We start from the raw sequence: 21,814 nt of genomic DNA on the forward strand, positions 1-21,814 counted from the left end.
TGCATGAGAGCTACGGCAACCTTCACCGTCACCGGATTCACCCCCGCCGCGTTGCAGCCGGAACCGGCCGTGCCCACCGGGACCCCGGTGGGCGTCGCGACGATGGAGAAGCACTTCGAGGGGGAGGCCGTGGGGCGCTCGGCGACCCTGTTCACCGCCGCCTTCGACCAGTCCACCGGGGTCGGCACCTACGTGGCCATGGAGTCCTTCGAGGGCTCGCTGGGGGGCCGCGAAGGGGCCTTCAACTTCGCGCACTCGGCGACCACGTCCGGCGTCGACCGCACGGCGGAGTTCTTCACCATCGTGCCCTCCAGCGGCACCGGCGAGCTGGCCGGCATCACCGGCGCCGGCGGGATGGCCGTCGACGCCGATGGCACGCACCGCATGTGGTTCGACTACGAGCTCGGCTGAGCCGTCTGGACTCGGCCGGGCGAGTGGCAGCTGGTCGGCGTGCTACGTCTCGTCCCAGGGGTCGTTGGCGAGCGGGTCGGCCTGACTGGGACTCAGCCGACCGTCCTGGATCAGCCGGTTGGTCATGCTGACCTTGTTCGGGGCGGGGCGGCCGACCTCGTCGTAGCGCCTGCGGGCCCGCTCGATGTGGGTGGCGACCGTGCTGGGGGTGATGTGGAGCTTGCGGGCGACCGCCGGTTTCGACAGCCCGCCGCACCAGGCGAGGAGGACCTCGACCTGCTTCTCGGAGAGGTCGGGGCGGTCGGGGGCGCGGGCACCGACGATCGTGCCCGCGTGCCGGGGAGCCGTGTACGTCTCCCCCTCCTTGGCGGCGCGGATGGCGTTGATCAGGTGTTTCTCGCCCTCTGCCTTGGTCACGAAGGACATGGCCCCCAGCCGCCCGCACTGCAGGATGACCTCGGCGGACTCCTCCCCGGAGAACACGACGACCCGGCGCCCGCTGCTGACCAGTTGGCGCAGCTCGTGGAACTCGTAGACCTTGTTCGTCACGTAGCAGAGGTCGAAGACGACGACGTCGGCCCGGGCGCCCTCGCCGGTCCACACCCGGCTCAGCTGCCCGCCAGCCGAGACGAAGTGGATCGGTGGCTGCGCCCGCTCGCACCATCCACGCACTCCGTCGATGACCACTTCGTGGTCATCGACGATCACGACGGTGATCGGCTCGTCCGCCATTGCGCCTCCATCCAGAGGGTGTCGTCATCCGTGTCGAAGAAGCTGTCGGTCGAGATCTCGGGCGCGCAGGGACCCAGGGGCGCCGGCTCGATCGCCCCGCAGTCGCCCACCACTTGCACCGAGACGAAATCGGGGGTGAAGACCACGGTGACCTTGGCCCAGCTCCGGGCGCTCGCCAGCGCCGGGAGCAGGAAGCCGCCGAGCGCCAACCGGACCTCCGGCGGCGGGTCGACCGGGGTGCCGTGGGCGATCACCTCCGCCCGCACCCGGCGCCGCTCCGCCGCGTCCGCGTACTCGTGCAGCTCGTGCACCAGTTGGTTCGCCACGTCGTCGGTCTCCGCGAAGAGCCGGCGCATCCGGGCGGCCTCGGTCCAGCAGACCCGCTGGACCTCCGGGTCGTTGCTGTCGAGGGTCCCGTCGGCGAGCCCGCGGAGCAGGGGGCCCGTGCTGTCCTGCAGACCGGCGTAACTGTCCTGGAGCGCCTGGGCGGTCCGGGCGGCGATCCGTTCGGAGTGCCGGATGTGCTCGGTCCGCCGGCGGGCCGCCTCCGCTTCGTGCGCGGTGCGGCGCAGGGCGGTGGCGGCCACCCCGCAGGCCAGCGGAAAGCCGATCGTGCCGAGGGAGCCGGTGACGAAGTTCAGTACGGCGCCTTCGTCCACGGGCCCGGACAGGGCGAGGTTCACCGCGGTGATCGCCTCGTGCGCGCCCAGGAAGAGGACCAGCTCGGCCATCGGCCGGTCCAGGAGCAGCACGACCCCGATCCAGCCGACGGTGCCGAAGGCCCAGTCCGCGGCGGTCGTCGGCGTCCCGGCGGGCAGTGAAGCGCAGGACAGGACCGACGCGCCGAGGGCGAGGAACACACCGACCCAGCGCTCGGCGCCCCACGGCCGGCGGCGCAGCGTGAACGCCCCCTCGACCACGGCTATGCCCAACAGCAGTCCGTACGCCAGGAGTTGCATCCACAGCGGCCGGTATGCGTCGAGGTTGCGCAGCCAGCTCATCGACAGCAGCACGACGCAGGAGATGCCGAGCACGGCGAGGCGCAGGTGGTACAGGAACTCTTCGGCGGCAGGAGCCGCGGCAGCCGGCCCGTCCGCCCGGTGGAAGCTCTTCATCGTGGCCACTCCAGACTGACGGTGGTTCCCCTGCCCTGCCGGGACCTGACGTCGGCCCGGCCGCCGACTTCCTCGACGCGTTCGACGATGGACGCGCGCACCCCGCGCCGGGTGGGCCCGACGGCGGCCGGGTCGAAGCCGATGCCCTCGTCGGCCACCTCGACGCGGGCGCCCCCGCCCGACCCGTCGCTCGTGACGGTGACCGAGCAGTGGCCCACCTCGGCGTGCCGGGCCACGTTCACGAGCGCCTCCCCGGTGGCGTCGGCCAGCGCCACGGTCACCTGCGGGGGCAGCCGCAGCGACCGCGGCCCCCGCAGCTCGACCCGCACGGCCGTGAGGCCGATGGCCGCCCGCAGCCGCCGCATCAGGTCCGCCTCCAGGGCGGGTTCCGTCGCCCAGGACAGCCGTTCCAGATCGCGTTCCGCTTGCGCCGCCAACCGGGCCGGGGAGATGTTCTCGTCGCCCGAGCCGACCCACAGCAGGGTCGTGGCCGCGGTGTCGTGCAGGGTCCGGTCGTAGGTCAGCCGGGCGGCCCGGATCCGCGCCTTCGCGCGCTGCTCGGCGCGGGCCGCCTCGGCGTCCGCGGCGTCGGCGTCGGCCAGCCGGCCGCCGCGCAGCATCAGTTCCCACAGCATGCGCGCGAGCAGGGCGACGACGAGCGACCACAGCGCGGTCACCAGGCTGTCGAGCGAGCCGCGCGCGGGCAGGGCCGCGGCCGTGCCGACGATGGCGCCGGACAGCACCAGCAGCGCCGCGACCCCGCCGAGCAGCCGGCTCGCGTAGTACTGGTAGCCCACGCAGGCGAAGGACAGGAACGGCAGCAGCCAGGACCTGCCGTGCTCCAGCCAGTCCAGCGGCACCGACCACGGCGCGCTCGCGGCCAGCGCCGCCAGGACGACGGCGTCGGTCAAGGTCGCCGCCGCCCCCGGCCCCCGGAGCAGGGCCCGTACGTACACGGCGCTCCACACCGTCGCCAGCGCCAGGACGGCGAAGGCCACCCGCGCGGAGGGAGCGGCGGGCGCCGCCCAGGAGGCGACGACGAGCGTCGGGACGCCCGTCGCGATCCGGATCACCGCCACGTAGCGGTGGCCGAGCAGGTAGAGGTGGGCGACCGCGCTGTCGGCTACCGGCATGAGCCCTCCCTCGCGCGTCCGGCCCGTGTGTCGAGCCGCGGATTCGATTGTGCCGGTCGGTCGGGCCGCGTGCTGTCGGTCGGTCGCACGACTCCCAACCGGCTTCCGTTTCCCTAGCGTTGGGCCCGGGGACGGGCCGCCCGGCCGGTCCCTGCTCGCCCCTGCGACGAGGAAGGCACCATGTCCACTCCGCACCCGCACGTGCACTCGAATCCACAGCCGCAGCCGAAGCGGCGGCCCCACTCGCACCGCCGGCCCCGGACGGGCGGCGCCGTCCGCCGGCGGCTGGTCGCCGCCGCCACCGCGGTGCTCGGCGGCGGGGTCCTGCTGCTGGTCCCCGCGTCCACGGCTGCGGCGACCACCCGCCCCGGCGTCAACGCCACCCCGTTCAACGAGGGCGGCGAGTACTGGGACACCGACGGCTGCACGGACGTCCCCGACGACGGCCTCCACACGATCCGGACCGTGTACGGCAAGCCGCCCCTCGCGCTGTACGGCTACCTCACCGGGCGCTTCGACTTCCACCACGCGTGCAAGCACCACGACGGCTGCTACAAGTTCCGCTGGGCGGACCGGGCCACCTGTGACCAATGGTTCCGCAACGACATGCACGCCTCCTGCACCGCGATGAAGTCCAATGCGGCGTGCGACGACATGGCCGAGCTGTACTACCGGGGCGTGCGCGTCTTCGGCGAAGTCCCGTGGAAGCTCCACGACATCAGGATCTCGATGAAGCAGTACGTCGGCTGGTGAAGCAGTACGTCGGCTGACGATCCGACCGACAGCGGCCCGCGCTGTCGGTCGGGTGAGCTATATGTTCGTCCAGCGCTTCGACGCGCCGCTTCGGCTTCGACGCGCTCCGTTCCCGCCCGGCCTCCAACAGCGGCCGGGCGGGAACGGTTCAGCGCGCCCCCTGTTGTTCTCGGCACGGGAGCGGGCTGCTTCCGGATGGAAGGCCGACACCAACGGTGCCCTGCACCCATTGACGGGGGTCGGCGCCGGGATTGCAAGGAAATCCGGGAACTTCTCCCGGAGGCACGCGCTTGTGCCCTCGACCAGCACCGGAACGGTCATCCGTGTTCAGCCCCGCGTCACTCCGTGATCGCCATTGTTCCGTGAATCCATGATCACGTGGCGTTGCGGAGGGTCGGCGGTCCATGCTGAGCCTCCCCAACAGCCGGACGGCACCCGGTTGTTGAGGAAACCCGTCGCCCGGCCCCGGATGGCCGGACGGGTCATGAGGCCGACTCCCAACGAAGTCGAGGACGACCATGCCGAAGAAGTACATCGTGTTCATCGTCGCGCTGCTGATGGTGCTCGGTTGGAGCGTGGCGATGACCGCCATGGGCCAGAGCGCCGCGATCGCCACCCTCGCACCGGCCCTGGGCCTCACCGTGCAGCAGGTCTTCCAGGCGGCCCGATCGCGGACCGCCGCGGCGTCCGGCCACCGGGTGGCGGCCGTCCCCGACGGGGAGGACGGCGCCCCGTGACCACGCCCTCCGAATCGAAGGTCCCTCCCCAGCAGGTCCCCGCGCGCCCCGGCCGCAAGCTCGGCCCGATAGCGGACACCGTCGGCAGCTCCCACCGCGCATGGCTGGAGCACGCACGGGACCAGTACCTCGCCAGCGGCCTGACCCTCAGCGAGCTCGGCCTGCGCGTCCCGCTGGCCAAGTCGAAACTCTCCGAGCTCCTGCGGGGCCTGGGGCTGTACCCCCGGTGGGAGGTCATCTACCGGCTCTCCGCCGAGCTCGACATGCCGCTCATCCCCCTGTACCGGCTCTGGCGCCAGGCGGCCCTGGACGCGCAGAAGACCTACGAGTGGGTCCAGCGGTGCAGTGACAAGTCGGCCCTGACCGCCCCGCAACCCAACCCGCCCGTGGCCCACGAGCCCTTCCGCCGGACCGTGGAGGGCGGCTACCGCCGCTACGCCCAGGCGTTCCTCACCGACGCCCCCTGCGACGCGGCCGTCGACGACACCTTCGACATCCTCTGGCTGTCCTGGAACAGCGCCCTGGCCAGCCCCGACATCCGCCGCTACGCCTGGAAGATCCTGCGGGCCACCGTGATGGCCAAGACCCCGCACCTGGACGGCTGGCCCGAGCTGGTCCCCGCCGCCTTCGACACCGTCGCCGTGCGCCGCCTGACCCGCTCGACCGACCCGACCGAGCAACTGGCCGAGAGCCTGGAGCTGTTCCGGGCCATCGGCCGACTGCCCGCCAACCTCCAGGACGTCATGGTGCTGCGCCACCTGTGCGGCAACACCGTCGAGGAGACCTCCGCCCTGCTCGGCGTCCCGCCGCCGATGGTGCGCTCAGACGAACGTCACGCCCGCCGCATCATCTTCCCGCCGCCCGAGAGTGAAGGCCCCATCGAATGACAGCCGTCGAAGCGATCCTGGCCCGGGCGCTGCTGGTGCGCGAGCGCACCGTCCCCCGGGACGTCGTCCGCACCCACCCCTACCCCCAACCCCACCTCCGCCCGCGCGCGCACGCCCTCCCGTCGACCGACACCACCACCGCCGTGGCCGCCGAGAACCTGCGGGCCCTGTGCGAGACGCTGGTCAGCCACACCCCGGCCGTCACCGTCACCAAGTTCGTCACGGACCAGGTGCCCGAGCCGCGCAGCGCCCTGGTGCTGGCCTGCGTGCTCCAGCTGACGGAAGCCGACGACGGGGCCCGGTTCTGGTGGCAGTACGCGGCGGGCGCCGGGCAGGCGACCGCCGCCTACTGCCTCTACCTGCACCACCTGTCCCTCGGCGAGACCGACACGGCCCAGTGGTGGCTCCGGCAGACCGACGACGTCCAGTCGACCCCGCTCGACGGGGCCGCGGGCGCGGGCGCGGCCGAGCCCGACGAGCGGATCACCAGCCCGTCCACGGCCACGATCCTGCGCGTGCTGCACCGCCTCGCCAAGCAGATGGCCCGGCACCGCTCGGCCGCGGTGATCGAGCTGATGGACTTCATGCCCACGGCGGTGGCCACCGGCTACCTCCGCGAGCCCGACATGGACCTCCCCATGCCGGGCCCCGGATTCGCCGCCCGCATCAGCACCCTGCTGGCACCACGGCCCCGCCACACCCCGGCCGCCGCCCCGCTCCCGATCGTCCGCACCCGCGGCCTGCACCCCCTCGGCGAGACCGCCACCCGCTGACCGGACCGGGTGGGGTGCGCGCACCCCACCCGGCCTTGTCTTGTCCTCTTTCGGACCCGTGAACGGGCCGAAGGGTGGAAGAAACGATCGGCCCCTACCCGGTTGGCTCGTTCCGATGACCACCTCTCGCACGGCCCCGACCCCGCTGCGCCCACCTTCCCCGCCGCCCCCGGCCGTCCTCGCGGCGGACCGCGTGGACCAGTACTTCGCCGCCCCCGGCGGCGGCGTGCTGCACGCCCTCGACGGGGTCAGCCTGAGCGTGCGGGAAGGCGAGTTCGTCTGTGTCGTCGGCCCCTCCGGCTGCGGGAAGTCGACCCTGCTGCGCCTCCTCGGCGGCCTGCTCGCCCCCTCCGCCGGCCACGTCGCCACGGTCGCGCCGGGCGGCACGGGCCCGGGTCCGGCCGGCCGGCCGGACGTCGCCTTCGTCTTCCAGGACTTCGGCGTGCTGCCCTGGCTGACCGTACGGTCCAACGCGGCCTTCGGGCTGCGCATGGCCGGCATGCGCAAGCGCCCCGCCGAACGGACCGTGGAGCCCTGGCTGGCCCGGGCCGGGCTCGCCGAGTTCGCCGACGGCTACCCGCACCAGCTCTCCGGCGGCATGCGCCAGCGCCTCGCGATGGTCCGGGCCTTCGCCACCGGCAGCCCCGTCCTGCTGATGGACGAACCCTTCGGCTCCCTCGACCCGCAGACCCGGCGGCTGATGCGCGAGCACCTGCTGGAGCTGTGGCAGCAGGAGCGCAAGACCGTCGTCCTGGTCACCCACTCCCTCGACGAGGCGCTCCTCCTCGGCGACCGGGTGCTGGTGATGTCCCCGCGGCCGGGCGCCCTGACCGACTCCTTCACGGTGCCCTTTCCTCGGCCGCGCACCCCCGACGTCGAGGACTCCACCGCCTTCGCCCGGCTGCGTGCCGAGGTCTGGGAGGCCCTGCGGGCCGCCCCGGCGCGGGACGGGGGACACCGGTGAGCACCACCGCCCCCCGTCCCGGCCCGTCGGGCACCGCGACCGCGGCGGCCCGGGCCGCGGTGCGCCGCGGCCGCCGGGAGTCCGCGGTGGCCCTGGCCCTGGGGGCGGGCGTACCGGCCGCCCTGCTGCTGGGCTGGGAGGCCGCGGCCCGGCTGGGCGCGGTGGACCCGCTGCTCTTCCCGCCCCCCTCGAAGATCGCGCTGTGCCTGGCGGACCTGCTCGGCAGCGGCGAACTCGGCGCGCACCTGGGGGCCACCCTCGCCCGGCTGCTGCCCGGTTACGCGCTGGGCGCGCTGGCGGGCGTACTGGTGGGGCTCGTGATGGGGGCCTCCCGGCACGCCAGGGCCGCGCTCGGGCCGCTGTTCGCCGCGCTGTACTCCGTACCGAAGATCGCCACCCTGCCGCTGCTGCTCCTCGTCTTCGGGCTGACCGAGACGCCCAAGGTGCTGTCGGTCGCGATCACCGTCTTCTTCGTCCTCCAGATCAACACCACCGCCGGGGTGCGCCAGATCGACCCGCGCACCCTGGAGACGGCCCGCGCCTACGGGGCCAGGGGGCCGCGGCTGCTGCGCCTGGTGCTGCTGCCGGGAGCCTGCCCCGCCGTACTGACCGGGCTGCGGACCGCCGCCGGGCTCGGGGTGGTCGTGGTGGTGGCCGTCGAGTTCGTCGCCTCCGAGAGCGGGCTGGGGTTCCTGATCTGGAACTCCTGGACCCTCTTCCAACCCGAGCGGATGTACGCCGGCATCGTCGCGGTCGCGGTGCTCGGCACGGTGTTCTCGGCGCTCCTCGCCCTGACCGAGCGGGTGGCGATGCCCTGGCGCCGGGGCCGGGACCGCACCGCCGCTTGACCTGACCTTCGACCCGCCCCCTTCCGACCAACCCTCATGCTCAGCCTCAGCTTTAGAAGGAACGATTCACCATGCGCCGCCGCGGCTTGCCCCTCCTCGCCCTCACCACCGTCTCCGCCCTCCTCGCGGCCACCGCCGCCTGCCAGCGCGCCAGTCCCGCCGACGCGGGGGCCGACGGGGCCGCGGGTCCCGTACGCGTCAGGGTGGCCCACGTCCCCTCCACCCTCTTCGCCCCGCTCTACGTGGCCGAGGCCAAGGGGTACTTCAAGGACGCCGGCCTCGCCGTCGAGCTGAACAAGGTCAAGACGGGCCAGGACGCCGTGCCCCTGGCGGGCACCGGCAAGGTCGACGCGGTCGCCGCGGGCTTCTCGGCTGGTCTCTTCAACGCCATGGCCAAGGGCGTCAAGGTGAAGGTCGCCGCCTCCATGGGCGCCTCCACCGGCGAGAACCCCTCTCCCACCACCCTTGAAGTGTCCCGGCGCCTGGCCGACTCCGGCGAAGTGGCCCGGCCCGAGGACCTGCGCGGACGCAAGGTGGCCGTGGCGGGCGGCGGGGGAGCGGCCGGCGGCTACCAGCTCGCCGCGACCCTGCGACAGGCCGGACTGACGGTCAAGGACGTCACCGTCGTCAACGTCGCCATCCCGGACATGAAGAACGCCCTGGCGAACGGCGGGGTCGACGCCGCCATGGCACCGGCCCCCTTCACCACGGCCATGGAGGCGGACGGCACCGCCAAGGCCCTCGCCGTCCCGCCGCGCGGCACCACCGCGAGCGGGCTCGTCCTGGGCTCCGCCTTCGACGGCACCCCCGGCGCCGCCAAGTTCCTGGCCGCCCTGCGCCGGGCGGCGGCCGACCTCCAGGGCGACGGCGCGAAGAGCGAGGAGGTCCTGGCCGCCCTGTCCCGGGCCACCGGCCAGAGCGTCGAGGTCCTGCGCGCCACCCCGCCCTACCGGTGGACCCCCGACCTGGCCCCCGACACCGCCGAACTCACCGCCCAACAGCAGGCCTACGCCACCGCGGGCCTCCTCGACTCCGCCCCCCTCCCCGCGGACCGGCTCGTCGCGGACTCCGCCCGCTGAGGGCTGTGGGAGCGGCGTGGCCCCGGCGCGGCCCCGGCTCAGATCAGGGCGTCCTGGCGCAGGAGTTCCGCGCGGATCGAGCGGAGGTCGTGCGCCGGGCCGCCGCGGGCGGCGAGGGCCGCGGCGACGCCCGCCGCGTGCCCCGTGGCGAAGGCGGTGCCCATGACCCGCAGGGAGGTGAAGGCGTCGTCGTCGGAGCCGGTCAGCCGCCCGGCGGCCCAGAGGTTCTCCCGGTCCACCGAACAGATCGCCCCGTAGGGGATGTCGTACCAGCCGCGGCCCTCGATGGGTTCGTACCGCGTCACCCCCGGCGCCTCGTGGTCCTCGATCGGCCAGCCGCAGCGCGCGATGGAGTCGTACGGGCGCTTGCGGGCCGAGCGGACGTCGTCGCCCGTGACCACCTCGCGCGCGGCGATCCGGCGGGATTCGCGGATGCCCAGTTGGGGCCCGGTCGCCACCAGGTACGCCCCGGACCAGCCCGCCAGGCCCGCCCGCAGGGCGTCGAGGTAGTCCCGCGCCTGCCGGCGGGCCCCGGTCTCGGCCCGGGTCAGCGCCACCGGGTCGAGGGTGTCGACGTGCTCGTCGACCAGCAGGGAGAGCACCTCTCCCGTCACCGGCAGCCGGGCGAGCACGCCCCGGTCCCGGGGCAACGTGCGGCCGGTCACCGCGTTGTGGGCCGCGATCGCGGCCGCCGTGCCCTCCCGGGAGAGGTCCGCGTCCGGCCGGACCCCGCCGATCCGGCTGACCAGGGTGCTGGTCTGGCGGGCCGCGACGGGCGCCACCACGACCCCGGCCCCGGCGAGGGCCGAGAAGGAGCCGCAGCCGCTCGCGTCGACGAAGGACCGGGCCCGGACCCGGTGGCGGCCGGCCGGATCGGCGACCTCCACCTCCCGCACCCGGCCGCCCGAGCTCCGCGCGTCGACCACCCGGCTGTGCAGCCGCACGTCGACGGTGGAAGCGGCGAGCTCCTCGTCCAGCACCGCCTTGGTGATCTCCACGTCCAGCAGCACGAAGCTGTTCCCGGACCAGGGGAACCCGGAGTCCCAGGAGCCGCCCGCCGCGTGCAGGCGGCGCAGGATCCCGGCGCCGACGCCCGCCACCACGCGCTCGCGCCGCTGATCGGTGAAGCCGCAGTAGATGGCGACGCCGGAGGCGGTGGCGGCGCCGCCGAGGAAGCCGTACGCCTCGATCAGCCGGGTCCGGGCACCGGCCCGGGCGGCGCCCAACGCCGCGGCCACGCCGGCCGATCCACCGCCGACCACGACGACGTCGATCTCCTCGGTGGGCAGGGGGGTGCTGTGCACGGTGGCGGTACCGCTTTCATGTCGGGCGGCGCCGCGGTGTTCGGGACGTCGTGGGACATGTGCGGTTCCGCGGAGAGGGGTGGTGCTTCCATCCTGCGCGGTCGGCGCGTCCGGCGCACTCACCCAAGGGACATTCCGCGTCGCCGAAAGAGGACGTTACGCCCGGTCTCCGGGACGAGCGGATCTCAGTGGCCGGTGCCGCAGTGCGCGAGGTCGCTCTCGGCCAGGGGCTTGCCCTGGGGGGTGACGTAGGTGACCCACAGGACCGTGTCCTCGGTCCCCTCGTTGCGGCCTTCGTGGACGTAGCCGCTGCCCTCGACGAGGGAGTCGCCGGCGTGGTAGACGTGCACCCCGCCGGTGTAGACGGGCGCGTAGTGGGTCAGCGTGCCGGACTTCACGACGCCGACCAACTGCCCGTAGTGGCAGTGCCGGCCGGTGCCGGCGCCCGGCGGCAGGGTGATCTCCCGGAAGTTGACCTGGGTCGCGCCCTTCACGTCCACCTCGACGGGCCCGTCCTGCCGGCCCTGTGCGATCTCCTTCACCACGGGAGCGGGCCCGGCGCCGGGCGCCCCGGCGGCCGCCGAGGCTCCTGTGGCGGTCAGGAGGACCGCGACGGCGGCGGCCGTCCCGGACAGGGCGCGGAACGGTTTGCGCATGGGGTGTACTCCCTCGATCACGGTGCGGGACGATCCGCGTGCGGCGGCAGGGACGGCTGCCGCCGCCGGACGCGTTCCATCGTGTGAGAGGGACGCCCCGTGCAGCAGGGCCGAAGGTCACCGGTCACCCGGGACCACCGTCCCGGCCATCCCTCCCGGCGCCCCGTCAGTGCCGGCCGGCCGACTCGGGGGTGCGCGCCGCCGCCGCGGGGTCGGGGCGGCCCACGGCGGCCAGTTGCACCCGGTCGTTCGCGGGGTCCGGCGCGGTGGAGGGCCGCTCGGTCCAGAAGGCGCCGGACGCCACGCGCCGCGCGAGCATCAGCAGCACTCCCGCCAGGCCCAGGCCGAGCGCGATGACGAGCGGGGGTCCGAGCCCGAACCAGGAGGTCCCGCCGGCGGAGTTGGCGGGGTCCGCCATGTCGGCGACGGATTCGCCGAGCAGCCACAGCAGCAGCCCCGCGCCGAGGAGCGGACCGGCGCCGATGAAGAGGAACTCGCGCACCCCCGCGGTCAGTCGCCGCCGGTGGTAGACCGCGCAGGCGATGCCCGTGAGGGCGTAGTAGAAGGCGATCAGCAGCGAGAGGGCGGTCAGCGAGTCGGCGAGGGCGTTCTCGCTGATCCGGCGGATGACCAGGTACCAGACGGTGGCCGCGGCGGCGACCCACCAGGTGCTGATCGCGGGCGTGCGGTGGCGCGGGTGGATCCGGCCGAAAGCGCCGGGCAGGGCCTGCCTGCGGGCCATCGACAGGGCGGTGCGGGAGGCCGGGATGATCGTCGTCTGGGTCGAGGCGAGCGCCGAGGTGGCGACGGCGAGCAGGACGATCCAGTCCCAGCCGCCGAGGGCCTCCCGGGCGAGCGAGGCGAAGACGGCCTCCTCGTCGTCGGCGTGCGCGGCCAGGTAGCCGGTCCCGGCGAAGGCGACGACCGCGAAGGCCACGGACACGTAGGTGGCCAGGAGGATGACGGTGGACCAGATCCCCGCCCGGCCCGGGGCGGAGGAGGAGTCCTTGGTCTCCTCGGTCAGGTTGACGGCCGACTCCCACCCCCAGTACACGAAGACGCCCAGGAGCAGACCGCCCGTCAGCGCCGAGCCGCCCGCCCCGAAGGGATCGAGCCACTCGACGGAGGGCCGGACGGTGTCCGCGGAGCCCGTACCCACGTAGACCCGGTAGAGGGCGACACCGGCGAAGACGAACAGGCACAGGGTCTGGAGCAGGACCAGTACGTTCTGCAGCCGGGCCGCGGCCTGCGTGTCCCGTACGCACAGGGCCGACATCACCAGGATCACCAGGACGGTGAGCACCTCCCGGACCAGGGTGTCGCCCGCCAGCTCCTCCAGGCCGACGGCCAACAGGCCGAAGCGCACCGCCACGTCGGCGAGCGAGCCGACCACCAGGACGCCGGTCATCGTGATCGCCCAGCCGCCGAGCCAGCCCGCGGTGGGCCCGAGGGCCCGCGTCACCCAGGAGAAGGTGGTGCCGCAGTCCGGATCGCTGCGGTTCAGGTAGTGGAAGGCCGAGGCGATGAGCACCATCGGGACGAAGGACGCGAGCATCACCCCGGGGGCGTGGACGCCGACCAGGGCCACGATCGGCCCGATCACGGCGGCCAGCGAGTACGCCGGTGAGGTGGCGTTCAGCCCGATGGCGAGGGCGTCGACGAAGCCGATCGCATTGGGTCTGAGCGTGGCGGCGGGAGTCCCCGGGGTGTCTTGGACCATGGTCCCTCACTGGTGCGGTGCCGTGTGGTGCGCTGCCGTACTGCGGTGCGGCGCGCGCGACCACGTGGCACGTCGAGGCGAACGTGAACGTGGCGTGAATGCGATGAGGAAACCCGTGCGTCACGCGGCGGGTCAATGGTGTTGGCGTAAGCGGGGGCGGACCCTGGGCCTCTGACCAGGAGGGTTCGCCGGGCTAGCTGGTCACTTCTGCTCGGAGGTAAGGGCAAGCCGTCGGCGGGTTGTGGGTCGAGGACCGCGCGGATGGGGCGCCCCGGGGTGGGCTGCCCGGATCGTTCTCAGGGCGATCCAGGCGTGGTTGATGCCCTTGCGGCCCAGCAGCAGCCGCGGTGGGTGGACGGTGAGCATCGACTCGACGACCTCCTTTAGAAGTGGTCGGGCAGCCAGGGCTCCAGCTCAGCCGTGGTCTGTAGGAGGCTGCTGAGAGCTGCATCCGTGACCGCGTGTACCCCGGCCATGCGCGCCGAGGCGGTCGACCGGTAGCCGCCGGCGTACCAGACCGCGAGCTGGCGCTGAGTGAGGGATACCTGGCCCTCGAGGTGCGTGGGGGTGATCTCGGCGGCTCCGGCTTCGAGCTGGAACAACCAGCGGCCCCGGTTCCCGGTCTCGTCCTCAAGGGTGTTCTGGCCAGGGGGAGTTCGGGGCAGGTGAGGGCGGTGGCGCCCCAGGTCAGTCCGGCGCCGAACGCGGTGAGCAGGGTCCGGTGGCCGGGGGCGAGGTCTCCGCGGGCGTTGGAGCTGGCCAGGAGGAGGGGGATGGATGCGGCGCCGGTGCTTCCGACATCGGCCAGGTTGGCGAGCTGCCGGTCCGCGGGTACGCCGAGTCGGCGGGCGACGAAGGAGGTGATGCGGCTGTTGGCCTGGTGCGGGACCAGGCGGTCGACGTCTGCGAGTTCCCAGCCCATGGCGGTAGCGGCCCGCAGGGAGGCGGCGCTCAAACGGCCTACTGCGTGTCGGAAGATATCGGCGCCGTCCATGCGCAGCGCTCCGGGCGGCTCGGCGCGGATCAGGTCGGCGCCGAAGAGCGGGACCGTGGTGTGGCCGTCGGGGTGCGGAAGGCTGGCGAGGCGGTCGGCACCGATGACCAGGACCGTTCGGAGGGGTGCGGGCCGCGATGAGTCCGGCCGCGGTGGCGAGCGCGTAGAGGAGGGCGGAGCGGCAGCCGGCGGCGAGGTCGTAGGCGGGGATGCCGGTCAGGCCGAGCCGGGTCGCGACGGTGGGCGCGGTGGCTGGGCAGCACCGGTCCGGGGTGGTGGTGGCCACCACGATGGCTTCCACCTGGACCGGGTTGCTGGTTGGCAGGGAGAAATTCCGGCCACTCCGCTGGCCACGGCCATGGACTCGATGGACAGCGGAACTTTCATCAAGTGCGCGTCGGCGGCCGAGGGCCAGCACGCCCTGTACGTTGCCGCGGAGAAGGACACCTTCCGGCAGCAGCCGACCGGCTGGCCCGATTTCGCGGGCATCGCCGTGCTCATCGTCCGCGGCTTCAGCTCCCAGCCTTACGTCGGCGTCGTCCGCGACCGCGTCGCCCATGGGTATCGCGCGGCTCATCTTGCCGTGGTCGGCGACCTCGACGGCTTGGGGGAGGACATGGAGCGGGACTGCTCACCCACGAACAGGTCCGCGCGTACGACCTGCCGGCGACCGAGGGTAAGCGCGACGACTCGAGGTAGCCGACCTTCGCCCGCCGCTACAGCGTCGACATCGACCGGTGCAGTAGGAGGTTGAAGCGCTGAAGCCGGACGAACTCCAGCGCCTGTCCTCGCCGGCGTCGCCTCGGATACCGAACGCGACGTTCTCGCCGGGTCGATCGCCCGCGAGGGTCCAGCAGCGCCGCGCCTTGGATGAGTCGGCGGCTTCTATTCTTGGGTGTTCCAGTCGGAGCGCTTCTTGATGTCCACGATTTCTCCTTTGGAATTGACGATTTCGAGCCGGTCTATGTACTCCGGTCGAATCCCTTTCCAGAAGACTACCTCCTGCTGCTTGACGAGAGACTTTGCGCCTAGAGTGGCCATGAGATCGATTCCGCCAGGCGCCTTGATCACGTATCGGTAGATCAATGAGTCGGGTCGCTGAAACCAATCTGGCGTTGATCCCCACCAAGGCGAACGGGTCGTGCTCACGAATGCAGTCCCGTCATCACCGGAATGGAGAGTGTGTTCGTAGAAGCGTAGGCTTGCCGGTACCTTTTCTGTCAAGGGTTTGAAGCCTTCGCGGAATATCTCGTCAGGCTCTCGGGTGTCGAATCGATAAAGCAATTCGTCATCTTGTCGGTAGAGCAGTTTTGGCGGGCAGTCTGCTGGATAGAACCCGTCCTCGTCGGGATCGTCGGCGAATTCCCTCCATTCGTGACGCAGGGTTTTGAGTTTTTCTGGCGGTACGCCGAATCGACTTTTTCCAAAACCGACCGTTGCTTGAGGGGTCGTGGTTGTGGATCTGGGGAAACTGTTGTATGCGGCCTCGAAATCATCCGAACTTGCCTCTGGATGTTCAGATATTTGGTACGCTCTCTTGACTTCGACCTCTGAGTATTCTTCCAGCCCCCTTTCTGGATCTTCTCTTATTCCATTCCTCGGAATCCCTAGCCAATCCGCAACCATGTCCCCCTTCTTTAGGGTCGGCGCATCGGAGGCCCAAGCTGCGAGTGCTGAAGTTGTAAACGAATTGGCGTTTGTGCTATTAGGGATCTGTCGGGGTGGGGTCCTTTCGGTGCAAACTGTGAGAGCGGACCGTTCTTTTCGGCGAGTTTCCCTGGAAAGCAAAATAATTTCCTCAAATCGGCATGAGTGATGTGTGGGCAATGCGTCCTAGGGTGGGTCTAATTTTATGCCATCCGCAGCCCAGATTTTGTAAGCCGGAGTCAATGAAATGTCATCAAAGGTTGACCTGAAGAGTTCACCGGTATTGGTCTAATTGCGCTCGGATGTGCCTGATCTTTGAATGAGGTCGGGTGCAGAGGCTTCTGGTGTTGTGGGTAGGGTCTTCGTTCGCAGCCGTGCCCACCGGACTCCGAGGTTGGCCAGTTGTGCGGGGCCGGGCCGGGCCGGCGTTGTTTCTCGTTCGCCTGGGCGGACGCGTCCGTAGCGGCGGACGGGGTCGCCGGTGGCCCGGTCCAGGGCCGCGAGGGGCGGCAGGCCGTGCCGGGTCAGGATGCGGTGGCTCGTCGAGGGTGCGATCCCGGTGCGGGCGGCCAGCCGCAGGGGACCGATCCGGTGCTGCGCCGCAGTCGCAGGACGTTTTCCTCGGCCTCGGCCGGTGTCCTTCGCGGCTGGTGATGCGGGCGGCTGGAGCAGTCACTCATTCCGGCGACGCCCAGGAGCCGGTAGCGGGCGGCGGTGGTGTGGCTGACCTGGAAGCGTTCCGCTGCCTGCTGCACCGGCCACCCGTCGTCCGCGACACAGCGGGCCAGGCGAAGACGCCCGGTCTCGGTCAGCGGGGCGTGACGGTGGGGCATGAGGGCCTCATGAACTCGGTGGAGATGTCGCAATCCACACCCAGCCAGAAGGCCCTCACCCATTTCAAGAACCCAGCACGCGGTCACCAACGTCCCGGGACAACACATCTAGCCCCCGGCCCCGTCGTGCAGCTGCCGCTCGGCGCTCTCCAGCAGCATCTCCAGCGCGACCGGGTAGGCGCTGTGCGGCATCCGCGCGGCCAGCAGCCCCGCCGTGGCCGCGATGTTCGGGTAGGCGTCCGCCGGGAGCCGGGCGTACGTCGACTCCCACATCTCCTCGTCGGAGGCGCGGGCCTTCTCGGTCAGCGCGAGGGAGCCCGCGTCCAGCGCCGAGAAGGCCAGGCACTGGTCGATGTAGGCGTGGTAGATCCGCACGGCGTCCACGTCGGGGAAGCCCGCTCCGCGCAGGCTCCCGAGCACCGCCTCGTCGGCGGCGATCTCCCGGGGACGGCCGGTCACCCGGCTCGCGGTCAGCAGCGCGGCCTGCGGATGGGCGAGGTAGGCGGCGTGGATCCGCAGCCCGAGGGAGCGCAGGTCCTCGCGCCACCGCCCGGTCGCGGCCCACCCGTCCAGCGCGCGGCCGATCAGCTCGTCGCCGATGGCCAGGGTGAGCCCGTCCATGCCGTCGAAGTACCGGTAGAGGGTGCTGGGATCGGCGCCGAGCGCCGCTCCGAGCCGGCGGGCGGACAGGCCCGCGCCGCCGTGCTCGCGCACCATCCGCAGCGCGGTCTCGACGATCAGCCGCTCGGAGAGCACCGTCCCCTGCCGGGTCGGGCGCCGCCGCCTGCGCGACTCCTCCGGCACCACGTCCTTCGCCATCGCCCGCGCCTCCGCCCCTGGTCAGCCGCTGGCGCCCTTATGCCAACACCATTGACCTTACCTCGGAGCGCCGGGTTCCATCAGCCCCCGGAGGCACCGGCCTCCTGGAGAAAGGACCTCGTCATGCGTGTTCTGCTCGTGGGTGCGGGCGGTGTCGGCAGCGCGATCGTCAAGATCGCCGCCCGCCGCGGATTCTTCGACCACTTCGTCGTCGCCGACTACGACCCGGACCGCGCCCGGGCCGCCGTCGCGGCGCTGGGCGAGGAGGAGCGGCGCTTCAGCGCCTGCCGGGTCGACGCCTCCGACGGGGCCGCGGTCACCCGGTTGCTCACCGAGCACGGCTGCGACGTCCTGATGAACGCCACCGACCCGCGCTTCGTGATGCCGCTGTTCGACGCCGCGCTCGCGGCGGGCAGCCACTACGTCGACATGGCCATGTCCCTGTCGCGCCCGCACCCCGACGACCCGTACGGCACCTGCGGGGTCAAGCTCGGCGACGAGCAGTTCGAACGGGCCGAGGAGTGGGCGAAGTCGGGCCGCCTCGCGCTGGTCGGCATGGGCGTCGAGCCCGGGCTCTCGGACGTCTTCGCCCGCTACGCCGCCGACGAACTCTTCGACGAGATCGACGAGATCGGCATCCGCGACGGCGCCGACCTGGCCGTCGAGGGCTACGACTTCGCCCCGTCCTTCAACATCTGGACGACGATCGAGGAGTGCCTGAACCCGCCCGTCGTGTACGAGCGCGAGCGCGGCTGGTTCACCACGGCGCCCTTCAGCGAGCCCGAGGTCTTCGACTTCCCCGAGGGCATCGGCCCCGTCGAGTGCGTCAACGTCGAGCACGAGGAGGTGCTGCTGGTCCCGCGCTGGGTCGGAGCCCGCCGGGTCACCTTCAAGTACGGCCTCGGCGACGACTTCATCGGCAAGCTCAAGACCCTGCACGCGCTGGGCCTCGACTCCACCGAGCCGGTCACGGTCCGCGGCGCTGACGGCGGCCCGGTGCGGGTGTCGCCGCGCGACGTGGTGGCCGCCTGCCTGCCCGACCCCGCCACGCTCGGCGACCGGATGACCGGCAAGACCTGCGCCGGTACCTGGGTCAAGGGCACCAAGGACGGCCGGCCCCGCGAGGTCTACCTCTACCACGTGGTCGACAACCAGTGGTCGATGAAGGAGTACGGCTCCCAGGCGGTCGTCTGGCAGACCGCGGTGAACCCGGTCGTCGCCCTCGAACTGCTCGCGAGCGGTGCCTGGTCCGGGTCCGGCGTCCTGGGCCCCGAGGCGCTCGCCCCGCGGCCGTTCCTCGACCTGCTCACCGCCTACGGCTCCCCGTGGGGCCTGCGGGAACAGAGCGCGACCACGCACCACTGACCCCGGCCGGGCCCAACCCAGCCCCTCCGGCGTTTGAGGAGCGGGGTTCGGGGCGGAGCCCCGAGAGGCCCGGCACAGCCGCCCTCCTCCCCTCTCCCTCCGCGGCCCCCGGGTTCCGCCGAGGGAGAGGGGCCGACGGCCCTCAGGGCCCCTGCGGCCCGGCCCCGCCGAGGGCATCGATCCGCCGCCGCGCCCGCGCGATCATGCGCCGCCCCCGATCGTCCCCCAGGGCACACAACGCCCGCAGCGCCCGCGCCTCGTAACCGCCACCGCGCACACCCCCGAGCACCGCGAACCGCGTGCCCTCGCCCTCGGCGACCGCAGCCATCCCCCCGACCACCCGCCTGCTCTGCATCAGGCAGTAGCCGGGCTGGAGCAGCACGTCGAACCGGGCCCGGTAGCCGAGGGGACCGTGCGCCCAGCCCTGGACCTGACCGGGCCCGCCGGCGCGGTGGCCCGGGAGCATGCGGAACTCCCGAAGGGTCGGCACCAGGTGCGGCAGCTCCCCCTCCAGGTCGCCCGCCACGTCCCACACGACGTCCGGGGGAGCGGCGACGTACTCCTCCACGTACATGACGGCGCCCAGTCCGGCGGCCAGGACGCGCAGCCGCTGGACGGGGTCGAGTTCTGTCGTGGGCCAGTCGGTGGTCATCGCGTCCACGCCTTCCGAAAGCTGTTGCGGGCCCGGTGCAGCCTCGATTTCACCGTGCCACAGGGGATGTTCAGGGCATCGCTGGCCGCGCGTTCGTCCAGCCCTTCGAGCTCGCGCAGCGTCAGCACCGCGCGGTGCTCGGAGGACATCCGGCTCAGGACGTCGTGGACCTCGCAGGCCAACTCCGCGTCGAGCGGGCCGGGTACGTCGTCGAACTCGCCCCACGGGGTCTCCCGCCGGGCGCGCCGCGCGACCCGCACCGCCTCGCGCACGGTGATGGTGCGCACCCAGCCGTACAGGGCGGTCGGGTCCTTCAGCCGGGGCAGGCCCTGGAAGACGGCGATCAGGGACTCCTGCACCGCGTCCGCACTGTCGGCGAGGGCGATCGGCCGGCAGAGCCGACCGACGTACGGGGTCAGCAGGGTGATCAGGTCGTCGACGGCCAGCGCGTCGCCGGCCTGGGCGGCGCGCACCAGTCGGGCCGCGGGCTCCCAGGGACCCGGCTCGGGGCCGGGCCGTGGCGTGCGGGCCCCTCCGGGGTCGGGCTCCTCCGGCCGTGGAGTGTCCGGCTCCTGGCGCCGGGTCGGGGCGTCGACTGCTCTCATCTGCCGGTCTCCTCCGTTGCGTGGGGCATCGCTCCGTCCGCACGCAGGCGGCGCAGATCGCACGGTGCTTCACAGGACAGAGGTGCGAAACGGAGCGGACACTCCCACGGCCCGCCCATTTGCTCGCAGGAATCACGGACCGGGGGGAGTGTGCGGAGCGCGGACCGCCTCTTGTCTGGTGTCGGCAATGCCCGCCAGAGCTGTGAAGGGGCCGAGGACAGTGGAGAAGGAGCGTCAACCCGAGGTGCGCACCGGTCGGGGCGCGGTGCGGGGTCGGGTCGAGGACGGGATCGCCGTCTTCCGGGGCATCCCCTACGCGCGCCCGCCCTTCGGCGCGCTGCGCTTCGCCGCGCCGGAGCCGGCCGAGCGGTGGGACGGGGTCAGACCGGCGCTGGAGTTCGGGCCGCCGCCGCCGCAGTTCGACCGGATGAGCCCGCGGCCGGTCACGGACGCCGGGGACCCGGCCCCGGACTGCCTGACAGTCAACGTGTGGAGTCCGGCGCTCGGGTCCGCCGCCGCCCTGCCCGTGATGGTGTGGTTCCACGGCGGCGCGTACGTGTTCGGCAGCGCGGCGGACCCGGTGTACGACGGGGCGCGGCTGGCCCGCCGGGACGTGGTGGTGGTGACCTTCAACTACCGGGTCGGGATGGAGGGGTTCGGGCAGCTCGCCGGCGCCCCGGCCAACCGCGGCCTGCTCGACCAGATCGCGGCCCTGCGGTGGGTGCGGGAGAACATCGCGGCCTTCGGCGGCGACCGGGACGACGTGACGCTCTTCGGCGAGTCCGCCGGGGCCGGTTCGATCGCGGCCCTGCTGGCGATGCCCGCGGCCGCGGGGCTCTTCCACCAGGCGGTGGCGCAGAGCGTGCCCGGCTCGTACTTCGCCCCGGAGCTGGCCTCGCGGATCGCCGGCGCCGTGGGGGCGCGGGTGGGCGCCGGGGCCACGGCGCGGGACCTGCGGGAGGTCGATCCGCACCGGCTCGTGCGGGCCGCGGACGAGGTCTTCGCGGCACGGGGCGACCACGCGCGGGAGTGGGGCGCGGTGGCGCACGCGGAGACCGTGTTCTCTCCGGTGGTCGACGGGGAGTCGCTGCCGTGCACCCCGTGGGAGGCGGTCGCCCGGGGGGATGCCCGCGAACTGGCCCTGGTGTTCGGCCACAACCGGGACGAGTACCGGCTGTTCATGGCCAAGCGGGGGGAGTTCGGGTCGGTGAGCGGCGAGCGGGCGGAGCAGGCCCTGCGGGTGTTCGGGCCGGGCGGCGGGAGCAGGGGGAGCGGGAGGAGCGCCTGGAGCGCGTACCGCGGGGCCTACCCGGGGGCGGGCCCGGAGGAGTTGTACGAGACGGTGATGTCCGACTGGATGTGCCGGATGCCCACGGTGCGGTTGCTGGAGGCCCAGGTGGCGGCGGGCGGCGTGGCGTACGCCTACGAACTGCGCTGGTCGGCCCCGGTGTCCGGGGGACGGCTGGGCGCCTGCCACGGTCTGGACGTGCCGCTGGTGTTCGGGACCCTGGACGCGCCGCTCGCGCGGCAGATGCTGGGGGAGGAGGCTCCGGCGGCGGCCGGCGCGCTCTCGGAGCGGATGCAGGCGGCCTGGGCGGAATTCGCGCTTCACGGCGATCCGGGCTGGCCCGGATACCGGGCGGCGGACCGCCTGTCGAAGGTTTTCGACTGCGAAGACGCTCTGCTGGGAGACCCGGTGGCGGCCTCTCGGAAGGTGTGGCGGAATCATTCATTCACCGCCCTGGAGCCGCGGTAAAGACCTTTCCCGGGCAGAGGGTGGGTGGCCG

General features: G+C 72.5%; 21 protein-coding genes and 2 pseudogenes. 10 read left to right on the plus strand and 13 right to left on the minus strand.

Translation table 11 applies throughout. The annotated features are described in order from the left end of the window. The first annotated feature begins 3 nt into the window (after positions 1–3). Positions 4–411, plus strand: a complete 408-nt coding sequence (locus ACIBEA_RS21710) for a DUF3224 domain-containing protein (RefSeq protein ID WP_399263255.1) — start codon at positions 4–6, stop codon at positions 409–411. 42 nt (positions 412–453) lie between these two features. Here the strand turns inward: ACIBEA_RS21710 and ACIBEA_RS21715 are convergent, their stop codons facing one another. From ACIBEA_RS21715 to ACIBEA_RS21725, 3 genes are read right to left on the minus strand one after another with little or no spacing between them, the layout of a single operon-like run. Continuing rightward, entirely contained in the window at positions 454–1,143 is a 690-nt protein-coding gene (locus ACIBEA_RS21715) for a response regulator (protein WP_399263257.1), read from the minus strand. After that, complete coding sequence (locus ACIBEA_RS21720) at positions 1,116–2,258, minus strand: hypothetical protein (protein ID WP_399263259.1); 1,143 nt, start codon at positions 2,256–2,258, stop codon at positions 1,116–1,118. Before ACIBEA_RS21720 ends, ACIBEA_RS21715 begins: the two co-directional genes overlap by 28 nt. Beyond that, positions 2,255–3,391, minus strand: a complete 1,137-nt coding sequence (locus ACIBEA_RS21725) for a sensor histidine kinase (protein ID WP_399263261.1) — start codon at positions 3,389–3,391, stop codon at positions 2,255–2,257. The genes ACIBEA_RS21720 and ACIBEA_RS21725 overlap by 4 nt, the downstream gene beginning before the upstream one ends. A 180-nt stretch (positions 3,392–3,571) precedes the next feature. On the opposite strand from ACIBEA_RS21725, the gene ACIBEA_RS21730 reads away from it, so the two are divergent. The 7 genes from ACIBEA_RS21730 to ACIBEA_RS21760 all read left to right on the plus strand — a co-directional run bounded on the left by ACIBEA_RS21730 (position 3,572) and on the right by ACIBEA_RS21760 (position 9,432). Next, positions 3,572–4,144 (plus strand): phospholipase A2, encoded by a 573-nt coding sequence (locus ACIBEA_RS21730; RefSeq protein ID WP_399263263.1) that lies wholly within the window; start codon positions 3,572–3,574, stop codon positions 4,142–4,144. A gap of 518 nt (positions 4,145–4,662) precedes the next feature. Beyond that, positions 4,663–4,881 carry a hypothetical protein gene (locus ACIBEA_RS21735; RefSeq protein WP_399263265.1) on the plus strand — a complete coding sequence of 73 codons (219 nt, stop codon included), beginning with the start codon at positions 4,663–4,665 and terminating at the stop codon, positions 4,879–4,881. After that, positions 4,878–5,768 carry a sigma-70 family RNA polymerase sigma factor gene (locus ACIBEA_RS21740; RefSeq protein ID WP_399263267.1) on the plus strand — a complete coding sequence of 297 codons (891 nt, stop codon included), beginning with the start codon at positions 4,878–4,880 and terminating at the stop codon, positions 5,766–5,768. Before ACIBEA_RS21735 ends, ACIBEA_RS21740 begins: the two co-directional genes overlap by 4 nt. After that, entirely contained in the window at positions 5,765–6,541 is a 777-nt protein-coding gene (locus ACIBEA_RS21745; RefSeq protein WP_399263269.1) for a hypothetical protein, read from the plus strand. The genes ACIBEA_RS21740 and ACIBEA_RS21745 overlap by 4 nt, the downstream gene beginning before the upstream one ends. A 115-nt stretch (positions 6,542–6,656) precedes the next feature. After that, complete coding sequence (locus ACIBEA_RS21750) at positions 6,657–7,505, plus strand: ABC transporter ATP-binding protein (protein WP_399263271.1); 849 nt, start codon at positions 6,657–6,659, stop codon at positions 7,503–7,505. After that, positions 7,502–8,353 carry an ABC transporter permease gene (locus ACIBEA_RS21755; protein WP_399263273.1) on the plus strand — a complete coding sequence of 284 codons (852 nt, stop codon included), beginning with the start codon at positions 7,502–7,504 and terminating at the stop codon, positions 8,351–8,353. The genes ACIBEA_RS21750 and ACIBEA_RS21755 overlap by 4 nt, the downstream gene beginning before the upstream one ends. A gap of 71 nt (positions 8,354–8,424) precedes the next feature. After that, on the plus strand, positions 8,425–9,432 hold the full coding sequence (locus tag ACIBEA_RS21760) for an ABC transporter substrate-binding protein (protein ID WP_399263275.1): 1,008 nt from the start codon (positions 8,425–8,427) through the stop codon (positions 9,430–9,432). 38 nt (positions 9,433–9,470) lie between these two features. On the opposite strand, the gene ACIBEA_RS21765 is transcribed toward ACIBEA_RS21760, so the two are convergent. From ACIBEA_RS21765 to ACIBEA_RS21800, 8 genes and pseudogenes are all read right to left on the minus strand, one after another. After that, the gene (locus ACIBEA_RS21765; protein WP_399263277.1) at positions 9,471–10,736 is read right to left on the minus strand and encodes an FAD-dependent oxidoreductase; all 1,266 of its coding nucleotides are present in this window, start codon (positions 10,734–10,736) and stop codon (positions 9,471–9,473) included. A 185-nt stretch (positions 10,737–10,921) separates the two neighbouring features. Next, the gene (locus ACIBEA_RS21770; protein ID WP_399263279.1) at positions 10,922–11,392 is read right to left on the minus strand and encodes a cupin domain-containing protein; all 471 of its coding nucleotides are present in this window, start codon (positions 11,390–11,392) and stop codon (positions 10,922–10,924) included. A 166-nt stretch (positions 11,393–11,558) separates the two neighbouring features. Continuing rightward, positions 11,559–13,112 carry an APC family permease gene (locus tag ACIBEA_RS21775; RefSeq protein WP_399263281.1) on the minus strand — a complete coding sequence of 518 codons (1,554 nt, stop codon included), beginning with the start codon at positions 13,110–13,112 and terminating at the stop codon, positions 11,559–11,561. 383 nt (positions 13,113–13,495) lie between these two features. After that, positions 13,496–13,891: a sterol carrier protein domain-containing protein gene (locus tag ACIBEA_RS21780; RefSeq protein ID WP_399263457.1), complete on the minus strand. Its 396-nt coding sequence runs from the start codon at positions 13,889–13,891 to the stop codon at positions 13,496–13,498. Beyond that, a pseudogene (locus ACIBEA_RS21785) lies at positions 13,789–14,106 on the minus strand (3-oxoacyl-[acyl-carrier-protein] synthase III C-terminal domain-containing protein); the annotation flags it as partial. The pseudogene ACIBEA_RS21785 and the gene ACIBEA_RS21780, both read right to left, overlap by 103 nt. Before the next feature lie 885 nt (positions 14,107–14,991). Further along, positions 14,992–15,732 (minus strand): hypothetical protein, encoded by a 741-nt coding sequence (locus ACIBEA_RS21790; protein ID WP_399263283.1) that lies wholly within the window; start codon positions 15,730–15,732, stop codon positions 14,992–14,994. Positions 15,733–16,215: 483 nt separating this feature from the next. Then, positions 16,216–16,586, minus strand: a pseudogene (locus ACIBEA_RS21795) (leucine zipper domain-containing protein); the annotation flags it as partial. A gap of 108 nt (positions 16,587–16,694) precedes the next feature. Then, positions 16,695–17,405 carry a TetR/AcrR family transcriptional regulator gene (locus ACIBEA_RS21800; RefSeq protein ID WP_399263285.1) on the minus strand — a complete coding sequence of 237 codons (711 nt, stop codon included), beginning with the start codon at positions 17,403–17,405 and terminating at the stop codon, positions 16,695–16,697. 123 nt (positions 17,406–17,528) lie between these two features. Between ACIBEA_RS21800 and ACIBEA_RS21805 the strand changes: the two genes are divergently transcribed. After that, a complete protein-coding gene (locus ACIBEA_RS21805; protein ID WP_399263287.1) occupies positions 17,529–18,770 on the plus strand; it encodes a saccharopine dehydrogenase C-terminal domain-containing protein in 1,242 nt (413 codons plus the stop codon). Between the two features lie 142 nt (positions 18,771–18,912). Here ACIBEA_RS21805 and ACIBEA_RS21810 read toward each other — a convergent pair whose 3' ends face one another. Together ACIBEA_RS21810 and ACIBEA_RS21815 are read right to left on the minus strand one after the other, a co-directional pair. Beyond that, the gene (locus ACIBEA_RS21810; RefSeq protein WP_399263289.1) at positions 18,913–19,422 is read right to left on the minus strand and encodes an SRPBCC family protein; all 510 of its coding nucleotides are present in this window, start codon (positions 19,420–19,422) and stop codon (positions 18,913–18,915) included. Then, on the minus strand, positions 19,419–20,027 hold the full coding sequence (locus ACIBEA_RS21815; RefSeq protein WP_399263291.1) for an RNA polymerase sigma factor: 609 nt from the start codon (positions 20,025–20,027) through the stop codon (positions 19,419–19,421). Before ACIBEA_RS21815 ends, ACIBEA_RS21810 begins: the two co-directional genes overlap by 4 nt. Positions 20,028–20,247: 220 nt before the next feature. Here ACIBEA_RS21815 and ACIBEA_RS21820 point away from each other — a divergent pair, with 220 nt between their 5' ends. Beyond that, entirely contained in the window at positions 20,248–21,783 is a 1,536-nt protein-coding gene (locus tag ACIBEA_RS21820) for a carboxylesterase/lipase family protein (protein WP_399263293.1), read from the plus strand. Positions 21,784–21,814: the final 31 nt, after the last annotated feature.

Source organism: Streptomyces sp. NPDC051555 (genome assembly GCF_044454405.1).
In the GTDB taxonomy this organism is placed as follows: domain Bacteria; phylum Actinomycetota; class Actinomycetes; order Streptomycetales; family Streptomycetaceae; genus Streptomyces.

Coding starts and splice junctions, on each gene's coding strand:
- ACIBEA_RS21710 (WP_399263255.1), top strand. CDS start 4: ATGAGAGCTACGGCAACCTTCACCGTCACCGGATTCACCCCCGCCGCG.
- ACIBEA_RS21715 (WP_399263257.1), bottom strand. CDS start 1,143: ATGGCGGACGAGCCGATCACCGTCGTGATCGTCGATGACCACGAAGTG.
- ACIBEA_RS21720 (WP_399263259.1), bottom strand. CDS start 2,258: ATGAAGAGCTTCCACCGGGCGGACGGGCCGGCTGCCGCGGCTCCTGCC.
- ACIBEA_RS21725 (WP_399263261.1), bottom strand. CDS start 3,391: ATGCCGGTAGCCGACAGCGCGGTCGCCCACCTCTACCTGCTCGGCCAC.
- ACIBEA_RS21730 (WP_399263263.1), top strand. CDS start 3,572: ATGTCCACTCCGCACCCGCACGTGCACTCGAATCCACAGCCGCAGCCG.
- ACIBEA_RS21735 (WP_399263265.1), top strand. CDS start 4,663: ATGCCGAAGAAGTACATCGTGTTCATCGTCGCGCTGCTGATGGTGCTC.
- ACIBEA_RS21745 (WP_399263269.1), top strand. CDS start 5,765: ATGACAGCCGTCGAAGCGATCCTGGCCCGGGCGCTGCTGGTGCGCGAG.
- ACIBEA_RS21750 (WP_399263271.1), top strand. CDS start 6,657: ATGACCACCTCTCGCACGGCCCCGACCCCGCTGCGCCCACCTTCCCCG.
- ACIBEA_RS21760 (WP_399263275.1), top strand. CDS start 8,425: ATGCGCCGCCGCGGCTTGCCCCTCCTCGCCCTCACCACCGTCTCCGCC.
- ACIBEA_RS21770 (WP_399263279.1), bottom strand. CDS start 11,392: ATGCGCAAACCGTTCCGCGCCCTGTCCGGGACGGCCGCCGCCGTCGCG.
- ACIBEA_RS21775 (WP_399263281.1), bottom strand. CDS start 13,112: ATGGTCCAAGACACCCCGGGGACTCCCGCCGCCACGCTCAGACCCAAT.
- ACIBEA_RS21790 (WP_399263283.1), bottom strand. CDS start 15,732: ATGGTTGCGGATTGGCTAGGGATTCCGAGGAATGGAATAAGAGAAGAT.
- ACIBEA_RS21800 (WP_399263285.1), bottom strand. CDS start 17,405: ATGGCGAAGGACGTGGTGCCGGAGGAGTCGCGCAGGCGGCGGCGCCCG.
- ACIBEA_RS21805 (WP_399263287.1), top strand. CDS start 17,529: ATGCGTGTTCTGCTCGTGGGTGCGGGCGGTGTCGGCAGCGCGATCGTC.
- ACIBEA_RS21810 (WP_399263289.1), bottom strand. CDS start 19,422: ATGACCACCGACTGGCCCACGACAGAACTCGACCCCGTCCAGCGGCTG.
- ACIBEA_RS21815 (WP_399263291.1), bottom strand. CDS start 20,027: ATGAGAGCAGTCGACGCCCCGACCCGGCGCCAGGAGCCGGACACTCCA.